At 44.5% G+C, this 17,596-nt stretch carries 14 protein-coding genes and 1 pseudogene; 12 read left to right on the top strand and 3 right to left on the bottom strand.

Annotation, left to right across the window (positions count from 1 at the left end; all coding sequences use genetic code 11):
• Nucleotides 1-414: 414 nt before the first annotated feature.
• Nucleotides 415-1,059 carry a YesL family protein gene (locus BLP57_RS06690; protein ID WP_015526055.1) on the bottom strand — a complete coding sequence of 215 codons (645 nt, stop codon included), beginning with the start codon at nt 1,057-1,059 and terminating at the stop codon, nt 415-417.
• 592 nt (nt 1,060-1,651) lie between these two features.
• Between BLP57_RS06690 and BLP57_RS06685 the strand changes: the two genes are divergently transcribed.
• The 12 genes and pseudogenes from BLP57_RS06685 (at nt 1,652) to larE (ending at nt 14,704) form a co-directional block, all read left to right on the top strand.
• Nucleotides 1,652-2,905: an ABC transporter substrate-binding protein gene (locus tag BLP57_RS06685; protein WP_092070268.1), complete on the top strand. Its 1,254-nt coding sequence runs from the start codon at nt 1,652-1,654 to the stop codon at nt 2,903-2,905.
• A 99-nt stretch (nt 2,906-3,004) separates the two neighbouring features.
• Nucleotides 3,005-3,907 carry a carbohydrate ABC transporter permease gene (locus BLP57_RS06680; RefSeq protein ID WP_092070265.1) on the top strand — a complete coding sequence of 301 codons (903 nt, stop codon included), beginning with the start codon at nt 3,005-3,007 and terminating at the stop codon, nt 3,905-3,907.
• 15 nt (nt 3,908-3,922) lie between these two features.
• Entirely contained in the window at nt 3,923-4,762 is an 840-nt protein-coding gene (locus BLP57_RS06675; RefSeq protein ID WP_092070262.1) for a carbohydrate ABC transporter permease, read from the top strand.
• A 180-nt stretch (nt 4,763-4,942) separates the two neighbouring features.
• Nucleotides 4,943-7,162, top strand: coding sequence for an alpha-galactosidase (locus BLP57_RS06670; RefSeq protein WP_092070259.1), 2,220 nt, complete (start codon nt 4,943-4,945; stop codon nt 7,160-7,162).
• Nucleotides 7,163-7,311: 149 nt separating this feature from the next.
• Nucleotides 7,312-8,232, top strand: coding sequence for an AraC family transcriptional regulator (locus BLP57_RS06665; protein ID WP_092070256.1), 921 nt, complete (start codon nt 7,312-7,314; stop codon nt 8,230-8,232).
• Nucleotides 8,233-8,543: 311 nt separating this feature from the next.
• On the top strand, nt 8,544-9,869 hold the full coding sequence (locus BLP57_RS06660) for an alpha-glucosidase/alpha-galactosidase (protein ID WP_022426688.1): 1,326 nt from the start codon (nt 8,544-8,546) through the stop codon (nt 9,867-9,869).
• Nucleotides 9,870-10,021: 152 nt separating this feature from the next.
• Nucleotides 10,022-10,171 carry a substrate-binding domain-containing protein gene (locus BLP57_RS18665; protein WP_092070253.1) on the top strand — a complete coding sequence of 50 codons (150 nt, stop codon included), beginning with the start codon at nt 10,022-10,024 and terminating at the stop codon, nt 10,169-10,171.
• A pseudogene (locus BLP57_RS06650) lies at nt 10,146-10,478 on the top strand (L-arabinose isomerase family protein); the annotation flags it as partial. The gene BLP57_RS18665 and the pseudogene BLP57_RS06650, both read left to right, overlap by 26 nt.
• A gap of 107 nt (nt 10,479-10,585) precedes the next feature.
• Entirely contained in the window at nt 10,586-12,190 is a 1,605-nt protein-coding gene (locus tag BLP57_RS06645) for a xylulokinase (RefSeq protein ID WP_092070248.1), read from the top strand.
• A 176-nt stretch (nt 12,191-12,366) separates the two neighbouring features.
• The gene (locus tag BLP57_RS06640; RefSeq protein ID WP_330389362.1) at nt 12,367-12,705 is read left to right on the top strand and encodes a Uma2 family endonuclease; all 339 of its coding nucleotides are present in this window, start codon (nt 12,367-12,369) and stop codon (nt 12,703-12,705) included.
• 113 nt (nt 12,706-12,818) lie between these two features.
• The gene (locus BLP57_RS06635; protein WP_022426660.1) at nt 12,819-13,619 is read left to right on the top strand and encodes an MBL fold metallo-hydrolase; all 801 of its coding nucleotides are present in this window, start codon (nt 12,819-12,821) and stop codon (nt 13,617-13,619) included.
• Between the two features lie 257 nt (nt 13,620-13,876).
• Nucleotides 13,877-14,704, top strand: coding sequence for an ATP-dependent sacrificial sulfur transferase LarE (larE, locus tag BLP57_RS06630; protein WP_092070242.1), 828 nt, complete (start codon nt 13,877-13,879; stop codon nt 14,702-14,704).
• 146 nt (nt 14,705-14,850) lie between these two features.
• Here the strand turns inward: larE and BLP57_RS06625 are convergent, their stop codons facing one another.
• Together BLP57_RS06625 and BLP57_RS06620 are read right to left on the bottom strand one after the other, a co-directional pair.
• A complete protein-coding gene (locus tag BLP57_RS06625) occupies nt 14,851-16,815 on the bottom strand; it encodes an oleate hydratase (protein ID WP_092070239.1) in 1,965 nt (654 codons plus the stop codon).
• A 157-nt stretch (nt 16,816-16,972) separates the two neighbouring features.
• Complete coding sequence (locus BLP57_RS06620; protein ID WP_015526040.1) at nt 16,973-17,557, bottom strand: TetR/AcrR family transcriptional regulator; 585 nt, start codon at nt 17,555-17,557, stop codon at nt 16,973-16,975.
• Nucleotides 17,558-17,596: the final 39 nt, after the last annotated feature.

Raw genomic sequence — 17,596 nt, 5'->3', positions numbered from 1 at the left:
GTCCTACGATCTCGCCTCATATCGAGACACTCCTGTTACGCTACCTGGTCCCGGTCAAGCCCGGCCGGAAATTTCCCCGTACCAAAAAGAGGAAAGGCTTTGTAAGCTTTGCATACCGAGTGTCCTAATATAAGAATACTATAACTTTTTTTGGATAAAAACACAAGTTATTTAAAGGATAAAAGTACGATTTCTACCCCAAAGGGGAAGTTTGCGTATTTTTTCCTCTCAAAGCACTCCAAATATCAAAACATTACAGAATGTAACATAAAGAATCATCTACAAAATGTTCTATCTAAATGGCATTGAAAACGGGCTTCGCAACTCTGAGTGCTTTCCCCCTCGCAGATTTCCTCTGCTTTGAAAAGCGAAAATACTATATCTAAATAAATAACAATTTTCCCAAGCTTTTCATCACAAAAGCGAAATATCCTCCTCCGGAGGAAGCAGCTTCTTAAAAAATCGATACAACAGCATCGAATTTATAAAAGCTACAAGTCCAAATCCAAAGAAAAACCAGCAGCATGCGTAAAGTGGCTGTAGCTTTGCATCGAGATATGTCATATACAATGGAAAGATCGTGATCACCGCAATGGCGATCGTTGTGGGGAAATGCATAAATGCCAGCAGAAATGCATTTCTGCAAAGTGCCCCCAGTGTATTGGCAAAGGTTGCGATCACCGGGAATATGTATAAAGTAAAAATTATCAGCAAAGTCAGAACCCCCACAGAAAGATAAAACAGCATATGTGCAGCGCTTCCTTCTGCATGGAGCAGAAAGCGGATATTCAGGATGAGCATGGTTCCGGCAGCAAGGATCAGCAGCCATATGATCAGTGACTGTTTGAAGTTTTCCTTAAAAGCTCTGAAAAATGTTTTCGTTGTGCCGTTGTTATTCCCTTTTACTGTACGCATCATGCAGTGATAAAGAGCAGTTAGTGACGGCCCAATGGTGATCACGGGGATGCAGCAGAGAATAAAAAGAAGATTGGCGATCACGATGTCACCCAGCTTGTTGAGAAATACATGGACGACATTATCTTCATTTAAAAGATTCATAACGAAATACCTCCTTATATAGAAATGTAGAAATGAAAACAGACCATATGGGAAAAGTCCGATACAGCTAATCTTAGCATAGTTTTTGATTGTGTGTAAAGAGAGGGGACGCAGATAAGTATCAGCACGGTTTATGGGACTGTATAAAAAAACATGGAACTTTGCGTGCACATGTGAAAATGATGGCACGCATGGAATTATGTTAGGAAAGGAAAATTGTGTTTTTTGGAAAATGACATTTATACATGTGCTGAGTTAGTAAAAACATACAAAAACAGATATGTAAAAATGTTGGTTTTGCTACAAGGAAATAAATGGGTGCCAAAATATGCTCATAAATAGTGAAAAATATGAAAATATATGTAATAAATGAAAGAAAACATGTAAAAATGACGAATAATTAACTAAGTATGAACAAAAAATGGATAAAATGAATAAAAAGCAACATTTTTCCATATTGAAATGACAATAATCCATTTATCATTTTTCCATGTGCAATTATAATAATATCAACGGTCAGGGACGTGAAAAAATATAAAAACTGACCAAAGAAAGAGGGCAAATAAGAAAGATTTAAAAGGAGGAAGAAGTTATGAATTTCAAAAGAGTAGCAGCATTATTGTTAGCAGGTGCCATGGTAATGACAGCAGTTCCGGTATATGCAAAAGGTGACGATGTTACACTTTCCGTATCCATCTGGGACACCAACCAGGAGCCGGGAATCAAAGAAATTCTCGCAGACTTCACAGAGAAGACAGGAATCAAGACAGAGATCTCCGTTGTTAAATGGGATGAGTACTGGACAATGCTCGAGGCCGGTGCACAGGGTGGTTCCCTTCCGGACGTATTCTGGATGCACTCCAACGAGAGTCAGAGATACATGTCCAACGATATGCTTCTTGATCTGACCGATAAGATCAAAGACAGCGATCTGATCGATCCGGAGAACTATCCGGAGGATATCTGGGGACTGTATACATACGATGATAAATATTATGCAGTACCGAAGGATATAGATACAATCGCTCTCTGGTACAACAAGACATTATTTGACGAGGCAGGACTTGATTATCCGACAGCTGACTGGACATGGGATGATGTTACAGAGGCAGCTAAGAAGCTTACTAAGGATGATGGTTCCCAGTACGGTCTCGCAATGAGAAATGATAACAACCAGGCCGGATACTACAACCTGATCTATGATAACGGCGGATACATCATCAGCGATGACAAGACAAAATCCGGCTGGGATGATGAGAAGACGATCGCAGCTATGCAGACACTGGAAGGATGGATCAAGGATGGCGTGATCCCGTCTCTTGAGACAATGTCCGAGAACAACGAGGACGTACTTTTCGAGGCTGGCAAGATCGCTATGACATGCCAGGGCTCCTGGATGCTTGCAGCATTTAAAGAGAACGAGTACACAGCAGCTAACTGTGATTGTGTAGAGCTTCCTAAAAACGCTGAGACAGGCAGAAGAGCTTCCTTATATAACGGACTTGGATGGGCAGCATCTGCTTCCGGTGAGCACACAGACGAAGCTTGGCAGCTGATCGAGTACCTCGGATCCAAAGAGGCTCAGGAGAAACAGGCTGAGCTTGGTGTTACAATGAGTGCATACAAAGATACATCTGATGCATGGGCTAAATCCGCAGATTTCAACCTTCAGGCATACCTGAACATGATGGATGACATGGAGATCCGTCCATACTCCAAATCTACTGTAACATGGGAGAACGAGGACAACGAGATCCTTAAAGGCGTATACACAGGCGACATCACAATGGAAGAGGCTTGCAAGCAGATGGCTGATCAGATGAACGAGAAGCTGGCTGAGGAGTAAGCATTAAGAAACACCGATAATTAAGTGCAGTAATGAGAGGGGCCGCCGCACGCAGGTGCAGCGGCCTCATACATAGAAGGAATAGAAGGAGTGATTCTTATGGCTAAAACTACCAAGTCACAGGCACGGACAAAGAGAGAGCGCAGTGAGTTCCTCTGGGGCTGGCTGTTTATTCTCCCAACAACCATCGGATTGATCGTATTGAACATCATCCCGATCTTCCAGACTATTTACCAGAGCTTTTTCAAAACAGGAGATTTTGGTAAAGGAAATATCTTTATCGGCTTACAGAACTATCAGAAGGTTTTTGCAGATAAAGAGATCTGGCAGGCACTGATCAACACATTCAAATATGCGATCGTGGAGGTCCCTTTTTCCATTGCCATCGCACTTGTTCTTGCAGTACTTCTTAATAGAAAGATGAAGGGCCGTTCTGTTTACAGAACCATCATCTTCCTCCCGATGGTAGCAGCTCCGGCAGCGGTAGCCATGGTATGGAGATGGCTGTTCAACTCTGATTATGGTCTTATCAATAACGTTTTCCATGTTCATGTAAACTGGGTTTCTAATCCGAAAATTGCAGTATTTGCAGTTGCGATCATCGGTGTATGGTCTATCATCGGTTACAATATGGTTCTTTTCCTGGCAGGACTTCAGGAAATCCCGAGAGATTATTATGAAGCTGCATCTATTGACGGTGCTACAGGTGTGAATGCATTCTTTAACATCACGATCCCGCTTCTTTCACCAACCATTTTCTTCGTACTTGTTACCCGTGTGATCGGATCCCTTCAGGTATTCGACCTGATCTATATGGTTATTGACAAGTCAAACCCGGCACTTACCAAGACTCAGTCACTGGTTTATCTGTTCTATAAATATGCATTTATCAATAAGAACATGGGATACGGCGCTACGATCGTAGTAGTACTTCTTATTATCACCATGATCCTGACAGTATTCCAGATGATCGGTCAGAAGAAATGGGTATTCTACAACTAAAAAGGGGGATTAACCATGGATAGTATGGAAACAAAAAAGAAATTAACCACTATTTTAATACATGTCATACTGATCATTGTGTCCATAACGATGCTTGTGCCATTTATCTGGATGATCCTGACAGCTTTTAAATCTGTAACGGAAGCAACATCTGTAGATCCTTTCACCATTTTCCCGAAAATATGGAGAAAAGACGCATTTATTTCTGTTATCAATAATATGAACTTCCTGCTTCTGTACAAGAATACACTGCTTCTGATCTTCTTCCGAGTAGTGTGTGCGGTTCTTACAGCAACTATGGCAGGCTATGCATTTGGACGACTGAATTTCAAGGGTCGTGATCTCTGCTTTAGTCTTGTACTGTTCCAGATGATGGTTCCGGTACAGATCTTCATCATCCCGCAGTACCTGATGGTCAGCAAGATGGGTATGCTGAATACGATCTTTGCCCTTGTATTCCCGGGTATTGTCACTGCGTTCGGTACCTTCCTTCTGAGACAGGGATACATGGGACTGCCGAAGGATCTGGAGGAGGCTGCCAGACTTGATGGATGTAACATCGGTCAGACCTTCCTTTACATCATGGCACCACTTACAAGATCCAGTATGGTCGCACTTGGAATTTTCACAGCTGTATTCGCATTCAAAGATCTGATGTGGCCGATGATCGTTAATACAGATAAGGATATGCTGGTACTTTCTTCCGCACTTGCAAAGATGCAGGGCCAGTACGTATCCAAATTCCCGGAACTGATGGCTGCATCTCTGATCGCCTGCATTCCGATGATCGTGATCTACATGATCTTCCAGAAACAGTTTATCGAAGGTATTGCTACCAGCGGTGGAAAACTGTAATCAGAAATATTACATAAGGTAATACAAGACCGCTGACAATGTATATAACTGAGGATTTGGTTATTGAGGTTGTCAGCGGTATTTTTATCGAAGCAAATGCCAAAATGCACAGTTATTTGATGATTCTTAAGGAAAGAGGCGGATATTTTTATCCGCAGTAAACGAAAAAAGGAGAAAATTATGCCGATCAAATTTCACGAGGGATCAAAGACATTCCACATTTATAACAAACATTTAAGCTACATCACCTGTATCATGGAAAATGGCCAGATGGAGAATCTGTACTATGGAAAAGCTATCCGCGATAAAGAGGATTTCAGTTATCTTCACGAGGAGATCATGCGTTCCCTGATGGCTGTATGCGTTCCGGAACCGGGACTTCTTTCCATGCAGTATATCAAACAGGAGTATCCTGTTTACGGAACCGGTGATTTCAGAAGCCCCGCTCTTACTGTTCGTCAGGAGAACGGAAGTGAGATCGTAGATTTCAAATATGTTTCCCACGAGATCTATGGCGGCAAAAAGAAACTTGCAGGTCTTCCTGCAACTTATACAGAGAGCGATGAGGAAGCAACATCTCTGGACATCATACTTCATGATCCTGTGATGGACACAGATCTTGTTCTTACCTATTCTGTATATGAAGATTATCCGGTGATCACAAGAAGTGCACGCCTTGTTCAGAAAGGGGATCAGAAAATCCGTCTTGAGAACGTGATGAGCGCAGCAGTGGAGTTCCCGGATATGGATTATGAGATGATCCATCTTTCCGGTGCATGGGCACGTGAGCGCTATGTAAAAACACGCAAACTTGAGATGGGTATACAGGCTGTACAGAGTCTTGCAGGAACCGGCTCCAGCTCTGAGCAGAATCCGTTTATCGCGCTGAAGCGTCCTCATACAACAGAAGATACAGGCGAGGTTTTCGGCTTCAGCTTTGTGTACAGCGGAAACTTCCTTGCACAGGTTGAGGTTTCCACCTACGAGATGACACGAGTTATGATGGGAATCAATCCTCAGGGCTTTTCCTGGGAGCTTTCCAGAGATGAGGAATTCCAGACTCCGGAGGTCGTTATGGTATACAGCGATAAGGGCTTAAACGGAATGAGCCAGGCTTACCACAGACTGTACCGTGACCGCCTGATGCGCGGAAAATGGAGAAATCATGCACGCCCGATCCTTCTTAATAACTGGGAGGCAACCTATTTTGATTTTGATGAGGAAAAAATCCTCAATATTGCAAAAAAAGCCAAAGAGGTTGGGGTAGAGCTTTTCGTTCTGGATGACGGATGGTTCGGAACCAGAAACGATGATTACCAGGGCCTTGGCGACTGGTTCGTAAATAAGAATAAGCTTCCAAACGGAATTTCCGGACTTTCCCGTAAGATCGAGGAGATGGGCCTGAAATTTGGTCTTTGGGTAGAGCTTGAGATGGTAAACAAGAACAGCGACTGCTACAGAGCACATCCGGACTGGCTCATCGGAGCACCGGATCGTTTTGAGTCCCACTCAAGACATCAGCACGTTCTTGATTTTTCCAGACCTGAGGTTGTGGATTTTATTTATGATTCCATCTCCAAGGTTATCGAGGAATCTTCCATTTCCTACATTAAATGGGATATGAACCGCTACATGTCCGAGCCTTTCAGCCGCGGCGCATCTGCAGCAGATCAGGGCAAGACTATGCATAAATATATCCTTGGTGTATATGAGCTGTATACAAGACTGACAGAGAGATTCCCTGACATCCTCTTTGAATCCTGCGCAAGCGGCGGAGCAAGATTTGATCCGGGAATGCTGTATTTTGCACCGCAGACATGGACCAGTGATGATACCGATGCAGCAGAGAGAGAGAAGATCCAGTACGGTACCTCCTTTGTTTATCCGATCGTCAGCATGGGATCTCATGTATCAGCAGTACCGAATCATCAGCTGCACCGTACCACACCGCTTTCCACAAGAGCAAATGTGGCATATTTCGGAACCTTTGGCTATGAGCTGGATCTGAATCTTTTAAGTGCCAAAGAGATCGAAGAGGTAAAGGCACAGGTGGAATTCATGAAGGAACATCGTGACCTGATCCAGGTGGAGGGCGATTTCTACCGTATCTTAAGCCCGTTCGAAGGAAATGATACTGCATGGATGGTTGTTTCCAGAGACAAAAAACAGGCAGTTGCCGGATACTATGAAAGACTGAACAAGGTCAATGCTTCCTGGATGCGTCTGCGCTTCAAGGGTCTTGACGAGGATCAGCTTTACAAAGTAAAATGGGAAGATAAGTGCCTGAAAGCTTACGGAAATGAGCTGATGTATGCAGGAATCCCGGTTGATCGTGACTACTGCAATAAGACAAACGGTGATTTCCATTCTGTATTGTATACAATTGAAGCAGAGGACTGATTTCTGTAAATGATGGAATAAAAATTATCTGCAGAAAAACATCCGCCTGACCAGAAAAATAACAGGCCGCCGGATATGGCGGTCTGTTATTGGGTGGCGAAGCAGCTCACAGGCGGAAACATAATATATGACATCAGGGAGGTGACAAGTTGCTTCATACAGTTGGTTTTACAAACTCGGACAGCTATAAATGTCTGGAGAATTTAAAGAAAGGTGCGGTGGATCTCTGTCTTACTTATTGTGGGTGGGAAAAATGCGATCCGGGACATCGATTTGGACCAAATAAAAGGATCTCTCATGTACTTCATATCGTGGAATCCGGAAGCGGAGTTTTTGAGATGGATGGCCATCAGTATCATCTGACAGGTGGAGAAGCATTTCTGATCCCATCCAGTGTGGAGGCCTGGTATGAGGCAGACATGGATAATCCCTGGACGTACCGCTGGGTGGGATTTGAGGGAATGACTGCAGAGGAAGTGATCCATGTAAGCGGCTTCAGCAGGGAAAATCCGGTCCGAAGGATCCACTGCATGGAAAATGCTGCAAAATATATTGATGCAATGGTCCAGACCAACAAGCTCGTTTTTGAAAATGAGCTGAAACGGAACGGACTTCTGCTGCTCCTTTTGTCTGATCTGATCGTAGATAACCGGGATGCATGTCTGAGAGAAGGCAAGCTTCTTCCGTCCCACAGATATCCCAATTCCGTTTATGTGGAGCATGCAGTAGATTACATTGCAGCCAACTTTGACAAGCGGCTTAAGATCAATGAGCTGGCAGACCGCATCGGAGTCAACCGCAGCTATCTTACCAGCACCTTTAAGAAAAGCCTCGGATGTTCCCCGCAGGAATACCTGATGAATCTCCGCATTGAGAAAGCCAAATCACTTCTGAAAAAAGGAGATATCCAGGTCAACGAGGTGGCTGCAAGAGTGGGATATGGAGACCCTTTAGCTTTTTCTAAAGTTTTTAAAGCAAGAACAGGAAGGAGTCCAAGAGAATATAAAGAAGAAAAAAGAAGCCTTGTGGTGAAAGGGAAGAAAGGGGATTATACAGAATCTGAGCCCTGATCCTGTGATATATTTCACGAAGAAAAAAGAACTCTCTGTCTGGCCGGAATATATAAAATTCTGGTATCGGGCAGAGCGTTTTTTATGTCATAAGAAATGTTATAGAAAATTACTTCCAGGTATCTCATGCAACAAAACAACAATTATTAACATCAAAGTACATATTTTAAACAAGTTTCCGGTAGTATGATAAGATCACAAAGAAAACGAAGCGGGACTGCACCGCAGAAATAGCAGAAAATCAGGAATTTCAAAGAAAAATATAAGAATTCCGGATAAGAGATCCAACAAAGGAAACAGGAGGAACGAATATGATCAAAATTACATTCATGGGAGCTGGAAGCACGGTTTTCGCAAGAAATGTACTTGGCGATTGTATGTGCACACCGGCACTTCGCGAGAGCGAGATCGCACTTTATGATATTGACGAGAAGAGACTGGAGGATTCCAGAATTATCTTAAGTGCCATCAACCACAACGTAAACGAGGACCGCGCAGTGATCAAAACTTATCTCGGTGCCGAGAACCGTAAAGATGCACTTCGAGATGCAGATTTCGTAGTCAACGCCATTCAGGTAGGCGGATATGAGCCATGCACAGTTACAGATTTTGAGATCCCGAAGAAATACGGCATTAAACAGACTATCGCAGATACCCTGGGAATCGGCGGAATCATGCGTGCACTTCGTACCATTCCGGTCCTGGAAGAGTTTGCCCGGGATATGGAAGAAGTCTGCCCGAACACTCTGTTCCTGAACTACTCCAACCCTATGGCAATGCTTACCGGCTATATGCAGCGTTTTACAAAGATCCGTACTGTAGGCCTCTGTCACAGCGTTCAGGTCTGCTCCCAGAAGCTTCTTGAGGGAATGGGAATGGAAGACAAGATTGAGGGACGTACCGAGCTGATCGCAGGTATCAACCACATGGCATGGCTTCTTGAGATCCATGACAAAGATGGAAACGACCTGTACCCGGAGATCCGCAGAATTGCAGAGGAGAAGAATACATCCGGTGAGAAACATGAGGATATGGTACGTTATGAGTACATCCGTCATCTTGGCTACTACTGCACAGAGTCCAGTGAGCACAATGCAGAGTATAATCCGTTCTTCATTAAATCCAAATATCCGGAGATGATCGAGGAGTTCAATATTCCGCTTGACGAATATCCGAGAAGATGTATCAAACAGATCGAGGGCTGGGAAAAAGAGCGCGAGGATATCCTCAAGGATGGCAAGATCGGCCATGAGAGAAGTAAAGAGTATGCTTCTTATATCATGGAGGCTGTTGTTACAAACACACCGTACAAGATCGGTGGAAATGTTCTTAACAACGGTTACATCGATAACCTTCCGTCGGATGCTTGCGTAGAGGTTCCATGCTATATCGACGGAACCGGTGTACATCCGGTAAAAGTGGGCAAACTGCCCACACAGCTGGCAGCTATGAACTCATCCAATGTCAGCCCGCAGCTCCTTGCTATTGAGGCAGCAGTGACCAAAGACCGCCAGAAAATCTATCAGGCAGCCATGATGGACCCGCACACAGGTGCAGAGCTGAATATCAAAGACATCCAGGCAATGTGTGATGAGCTGATCGAGGCACATGGGGATTATATGAAGATGTACCGCTAAGGCAGGAAATGATCGGAAGGCAGCAAAAACTTTGAAATAAATATGCAAGGCGGCATATAAAGGCCGGAACACCAGAATGGGGAGGGTGTTCCGGCCTTTCTTTATATGGAACTTTTGATAAATAATAAAAACAACAGATCGCTGTCCAGGTCATGGAAGAACTGGAACGTCAGGGCAAAAAGATCCCGGAAGATGTTGCGGTAACCGGCTATGATAATTCACTATATGAAAGACAGGGACAGGGCATTACCACTATCACCCATCCCCAGGAAAAACTGGGAGATCGATGCTTATCCGGTTAATGAGATCGCAGAATATGTTCAGGATGTAAGCCAAGGAGATATTGATGTTCTGGTAGAAGAATATTATAATAAATACGATATGATTCTGGATGGACGTGACCCTGAGGAATTTAAGAAGCATGTAGCAGTCCAGGCAGGGATCGAGATCGGTTTTGAGCGCTTCCTCGAGGAGAAAAACTATCAGGCTATCGTAACACACTTTGGTGATCTGGGCTCCTTGAAACAGCTTCCGGGACTTGCGATCCAGCGACTGATGGAAAAAGGCTATGGCTTCGGTGGCGAGGGTGACTGGAAAACAGCAGCTATGGGGATTGAAGCGGTTTATATTGATGGCGATACAACGATCCGGAATCTGCAGAATGAGCTGAGATGGAACAGCATGTATTTCAGCAAATAATACGGGAGGTTTTTACAATGGGATTAAATGAGGCAAAAACAGCAATTTTTGAGAATCGCACGGCTCTTGGTATTGAGTTTGGTTCCACAAGGATCAAGGCAGTTCTGGTGGACGATAAGAACCAGCCCATCGCATCCGGAGCCTATGAATGGGAGAACCAGTATGTGGATGGTATCTGGACATACAGCCTGGAGGAAATCTGGAAAGGTCTCCAGGGCAGTTACCAGGATATGGCAGAAGATGTTCAGAAAAAATATGGAGTGGAGCTTACAAGCGTAGGTGCGTTTGGTGTCAGTGCCATGATGCATGGCTATATGCCGTTTAATAAAGAGGGAGAGCTGATGGTCCCGTTCCGTACCTGGAGAAACAACATCACAGGAGAAGCCTCTGAGAAGCTGGCAGAGCTTTTCCATTACAATATCCCTCAGAGATGGAGCATCGCACACCTGTATCAGGCGATCCTTAACGGTGAGGAGCATGTAAAAGATATCGATTATATCACCACTCTGGAAGCCTATGTGCACTGGAAACTCACCGGAAAAAGAGTCCTTGGTATCGGTGATGCGGCAGGTATGTTCCCGATCGACAGTGAAACGAAGGACTATAACGAGGAGATGGTTCAGAAGTTCGATGAACTGGTTGCGCCTTATGGTTTCCCATGGAAGCTTCGCGATATTATGCCGAAAGCTCTGGTGGCAGGTCAGGATGCAGGAGCTCTTACTGAGGAAGGCGCAAAGCTTCTGGATGTAAGTGGAAAGCTGAAAGCTGGAATCCCGATGTGTCCGCCTGAGGGAGACGCAGGAACCGGTATGGTTGCCACAAACAGTGTCCGCCAGCGTACCGGAAATGTTTCCGCAGGAACTTCCGTATTTGCCATGATCGTCTTGGAAAAAGCACTTTCCAAACCGTACAAAGAGATCGATATGGTTACCACTCCGGCAGGAGACCCGGTTGCCATGGCACATTCCAACAACTGTACTTCGGATCTGAACGCATGGGTAAATGTGTTTAGGGAATTTGCAGAAGCTATGGGCATGGAAGTAGATATGAACAAACTGTTCGGAACTCTTTATAACAAAGCCATGGAAGGCGACCCGGACTGTGGCGGACTTCTTTCCTACTGCTATTTCTCCGGCGAGCATATGACCGGCTTTGAAGAGGGACGTCCACTGTTTGTACGTTCTCCTGAGAGCAAATTTACACTGGCAAACTTTATGCGAAATAATCTTTACACCTGCCTCGGCGCCATGCGTGTAGGTCTAGATATCCTTCTGAATCAGGAGCATGTAAAGATCGATAAGCTTCTGGGCCATGGCGGCCTCTTTAAGACAAAGGGTGTCGGCCAGCAGATCCTTGCAGATGCGGTAAATGCACCGGTATCCGTAATGTCCACAGCAGGAGAAGGCGGAGCCTGGGGAATCGCACTTCTGGCTTCCTATCTGCTCAACAAGAGAGAAGGCGAAGACCTTGCGGATTTCCTGGATGAAGATGTCTTCAAAGGAAACGAAGGCAGCACACTGGCGCCGGAAGCAGAAGGCGTGAAAGGATTCAACGCATTTATGGATCGGTATATGAAAGGTCTTGGCATTGAGCGTGCGGCTGTAGAGTCTGAGATTTGGTAAAACGAAGAACGGATTGAAATAAAAATCTTCGATTTACTGGCATAATAGAAAAATCTGTTAATTTATTGTATGTGCTTAAAGAGGAATATAAATGAAGCAGATGATTTATGAAAAGAAGAAACCGACTCCGGGCCAGCTTGTACATATCATGATCGACCGTCCAATGAACAGTTATAGTGAAAGAAGATATTTACACCATTGAAGATATTTATAATCTTCCTGAAGGGGAACGGGCAGAACTGATTGATGGACAGATTTATTATATGGCACTGCCCAGCAGGAAACATCAGAAGATTTCGGGAGAAATATTTGCTTCTGTCAGTGAATATATTCGTTCCAATAAGGGAAAATGTGAAATTTATGCGGCTCCGTTTGCTGTATTTTTGGATGAAAAATCAAATACCTACTTTGAACCATTTTTCTGCTATGAAAATGAATGGATCTCATTGAAAATATTTCTTCATAATGTTATCATTGGACACGAAAAACACAGAAAAAATAAGAAAAAAAATTAAACGGTTGTATATGTGTCTGTAATATGATCAGAGACAGCCGGTCAGAGTGTCAGAGATCAGAATGGTGGGTGGCTGAATGTTTGATGACCAGGGCTATACAGGAGGAGAACAGAATGAAATTAACCATGCTTGGAACAGGTAACGCACTGGTAACAGAGTGCTACAATACATGTTTTGTGCTCAGCGATGAGTACGGCCATTTTCTGGTTGACGGAGGCGGCGGAAATACGGTGCTTTCCCAGCTGAAGAAGGCTGGCGTTGATCTGATGGATGTTCATGAGATCTTTGTTACACATAAGCACGTAGACCATATCATGGGAATCGTGTGGGTGATCCGCATCATTTGCCAGAACATGAAAAAAGGCACTTATCAGGGCGAGGCAAACATCTATGCTCATGATGAAGTGATCGGACTTCTCAAAGACATGGCATTTAAGCTTCTGAATAAGAAGGAGACACAGTACATCGGTGACAGACTTCATCTGATCGAGGTAAAAGACGGCGAGGAAAAAACAATTCTTAATAAGAAAGTGACCTTCTTTGATATCGGTTCCACCAAGGCGAAACAGTTCGGTTTCCAGATGATCTATGACGGTGGTAAGGTACTTACCTGCTGCGGAGACGAGCCATACAATGAATGTGAAGAGAAATACGCAAAAGGCAGCGACTGGATGTTCCACGAAGCATTCTGTCTGTATGGACAGCGTGATATCTTCAATCCATATGAGAAACATCACTCCACAGTTAAGGATGCCAGTGAGCTGGCTGAGAACCTTGGAGTTAAGAATCTTGTCCTGTATCACACAGAGGATAAGAACATTAAGAAACGTAAAGAGCTTTACGGAGCAGAAGGCAGAGAGTATTATCACGGAAATTTGTTTGTTCCGGATGATCTTGATGTGATCGAAATGTAATAACTGTAAAAAGAAAGACTGGAAGTATGGCATATGCTGTATTTCCGGTCTTATTATGTTTGGAAACAGAGAGGATACTAATAAATTTCATAGTACATCTGTCAGGTAGAAAAATACTTGTATGGCAAAAAGGTATCGTTTACAATAAAGAATACACACATAGCATTGCAAGAGCATGTCAATAAGAACAGATCTGAAAATTACAGATTCGGATCCGGCAAAAATAAGATTTTACAAATTACGAGGTGACAGAACATATGCCAGCAACAGATAACATCACACTTGAAAAAAAATACAGAAAACTTCAGGAAATCCTCCGTTCCCTGGGAAGTGTAGCCGTAGCTTTTTCCGGTGGAGTAGACTCCACATTTTTGCTGAAAGCTGCACAGGAAACACTTGGCGATAAAGCTATGGCCATTACCGCATGTCCATGCTCCTTCACCGACAGAGAACTGAAAGAAACGCAAGATTTCTGCCAGGAAAATCACATTTGCCAGGAGCTATGCAAGATCAACGAATTCGACATCCCGGGGTTCCGTCAGAATCCGCCGGATCGCTGCTATATCTGCAAAAAAGCTATCTTTACCAGACTTTGGGAAGCTGCAAAGGCGCGCCATATGAACATGATCGTGGAAGGTTCCAACATGGATGATCTGGGCGACTACCGTCCGGGAAAAAGGGCTATCCAGGAGCTTGGGGTCCGCAGTCCGCTCCAGGAAGCAGGCCTCTATAAAGAAGAAATCCGGGAGCTGTCAAAAGACATGAATCTTCCAACCTGGAACAAGCCATCCTTTGCCTGTCTTGCTTCCAGATTTGTATACGGTGAGACCATTACCGAGGAGAAGCTTCACATGGTAGATCAGGCCGAGCAGTTTCTGATGGATCTGGGATTCCATCAGTTCCGTGTTCGCATCCACGGTACCATGGCAAGGATCGAGGTTCCGGAAGAAGAGATCCTGAAAATTGCAGATAATGAAACAAGAACAAAGATCACAGAGAAATTCCGCACATTGGGATTTTCTTACGTGACTCTGGATCTTCAGGGATTCCGTTCCGGAAGTATGAATGAAACATTGGGAAAATAAAAATATGAAAATCAAAAAAATCCCCCGGAAATACCGCGCGAGAAGTATTTCCGGGGGATTGCTGCACGAATAGAACCGTAGGCTCCGTTACTGTGTTCAAATCTTAATTTTCGGATTGAGAATATCTGTCTGGCAGGCTGTATATCTTACATATAATCTTTCAGCACATCATGATCCCGCAGTACCTTCTCAACCACAGTACCCTTCACAACATTCAGAAGTGGTTTCTTCAGTGCATTCAGCGGCCCTGGCAGCTGGATCTCCAGCGGGGATTTTCCGTCCATCAGCTTCACACTGCTGTCCAGAAGCTCACGGATATCGTAAACGCTTCCCCATACTTCCGGAACTCCACGGTCTACACCGAAAAGTCCGTATACAGCCTCCATTGCAGTACGTACGGAATACTCTGTTGTGAATACGGTATCACGAGGAGTTTCCGCAAACTGGCCCAGGAATGCAAAGTTTACACAGCCATCCGGGATAACATCCGGGCGGTCACCTTTTGTGCGTGGCATGAAGAAGGCGGTGATGTATGGCATCATAGTCGGAACGCAGACAGCGCTGTTTTCTGCCATATCGTCGATCTGCTCTACCGGAACACCGAGGTGGTACAGCCACTCGGCGGTAATTTCCTTACCGGTACAATCCTTCATCGGCTTCTTGATATAATCACCGGGAACATCTGTGAACAGTCCGTAAACCCATACACAGACCTTCTTCGGATCTTGTTCCCTGAATTGTCCCTGACGGTTGATGGTCCAGCTTAAGAGCCATTTGGAATCCTGGCAGCTTACGATACCACCGGTAACAACCTTGCCGGTACGTGGGTCACGCTGGCAGATATTGGTGATATAAGGGATAATACGGTCATCCAAAGTGGTGACAGTAGCGGATTCCCAGTTTGTTCTGGAAATGTCTGAGCAGAACTTTTCCGGATGTCCGAAGGAAGGATCCTGAGCTGCGATATTTTTCCACAGAGACCATACACCACTGGTACGGACCTCTGCATCACCGTTTGGTGCGTGGTTCTGGTCACCGTAGATCGTGCCCTCTGTACAGCTTCCGTTAGTGACGAAAACATAATCATTCTCTGTAAGAAGGATACCTTGCTCCACATCCTTTACCTTGCATTCGATAGCAGTGGCGATCTTTTTGCCATCCTTGAAATTGAAGATCACGTTTGTGACCTCAGTATTAAACTGGAAGTCAACACCTGCATCCTCCAGATATTTTTTCATGGGAAGGATCAGGGATTCGTACTGGTTGTACTTGGTGAATTTCAGGGCGCTGAAATCCGGAAGACCTGCAATGTGGTGGATAAAACGCTGGAAGTAAAGCTTCATCTCCAGAGCACTGTGCCAGTTTTCAAATGCGAACATGGTTCTCCAGTACAGCCAGAAGGTGGAATCAAACACTTCATCATCGAATACATCTTCGATGGTTTTATCGTAAAGATCCTCATCCTTTGTCATAAACAGCTTCATGATCTCCATACAGCCCTTCTGGCTCAGGTTAAATTTTCCGTCAGTATGTGCATCCTGTCCACGATTGACGGTTGCACGGCAGAGAGAATAGTTCGGGTCGTGCTTGTTCAGCCAGTAGAACTCGTCCAGAACAGAAGCACCCGGTTTTTCAAGAGAAGGAATACTGCGGAAAAGATCCCACAGGCATTCGAAATGGTTTTCCATCTCACGACCGCCACGCATGATATAGCCTCTGGACGGATCAAAGATTCCATCGCAGGCACCGCCGGCAATATCCATGGCTTCCAGGATGTGGATATGATCACCTGGCATCTGTGCGTCTCTTACCAGGAAGCATGCAGCAGCCAGGGAAGCAAGACCGCTTCCTATAATGTAGGCATGCTTGTCGTCCACACCTTCCGGTTTTTCCGGACGGGCAAAGGCTTCGTAGTTACCGTTGGAATAATAAATCCCTTTGCTGTTTTTGTCATGCTTTCCACGCTCGGTGTTGCGGTAGTTTGCAGTAGTTTCTTTCACATGGAGGTTTTCCTCTTCGTTGATCTCTCTTGTTTTTTTCATCAGCATGGCTGCGCCGGCTCCGGCTGCCGCAAGTGCTGCAAGTCCCATGAATCCTTTTTTATCTGACATATGACATCCACCTTTCGTAAATGAGATACCTGTTTGTATCGGATTAACTGTTCTTTGTTGCTGTTGAGGCTATGATAGCCCATCCGGAAAAAAGATTCTATTTACAAAATACCGAAAGTGTTCAGTTTTTTATCATTATGTCTGTTTTGATAAGTTTTTATTCTGTATGCATTTCTGCTGTTTTGTTTCTGGCGGCAAAATTGCGGATGGCGTTGTCGATGCTTCCGTACAGTGCGGTTGCGGTATCATCTGCGATTTCGCGATAATCTTCGCGCATGCCGTTTTTGATCCAGTCCAGCATGATTCCTACAAAGCTGTATTTATACAGATCTGCGATAAAAATTTTCTGTTCATCCGTGATGGGGATATCTTTTGATTTTTCTGTTACCACGCCCATAAGAAGATCGCAGGTAAGCTGGAACAGATAATTCTCGATCTGTTCCCGCCCCACGCAGCGGTATACATTTAAGATAAACGGCTTGTTTTCCATCACGGCATCAAAGATCTGCAGAAGCCCTTCATGCCATGTGGAAGAGGTTTTTTTGCCCTGAAGGGCAATTCTGGCATCTTCCAGACAGCACCACTCCACAAGATCATAGATATCCTTGAAATGATAGTAAAAAGTCATGCGGCTGATCCCGCAGTCCGTAGTCAGGTCATTGATGGTGATCTTATCTAAAGGTTTCTTAAGAAGTAGATGCTTCAGGGATTCTTCCAGGGCAAGCTTGGTTGCATTTGTCATGTTTTGCGGCCTCCTTTGGTAATGTTGTGGTTACTAATA

The organism is Blautia sp. SF-50 (genome assembly GCF_900101315.1).
GTDB classification, from domain to species: domain Bacteria; phylum Bacillota; class Clostridia; order Lachnospirales; family Lachnospiraceae; genus Blautia_A; species Blautia_A fusiformis.
Note: the sequence above shows the minus strand (reverse complement) of the source record. Positions and strands in the feature narration are given on the sequence as shown.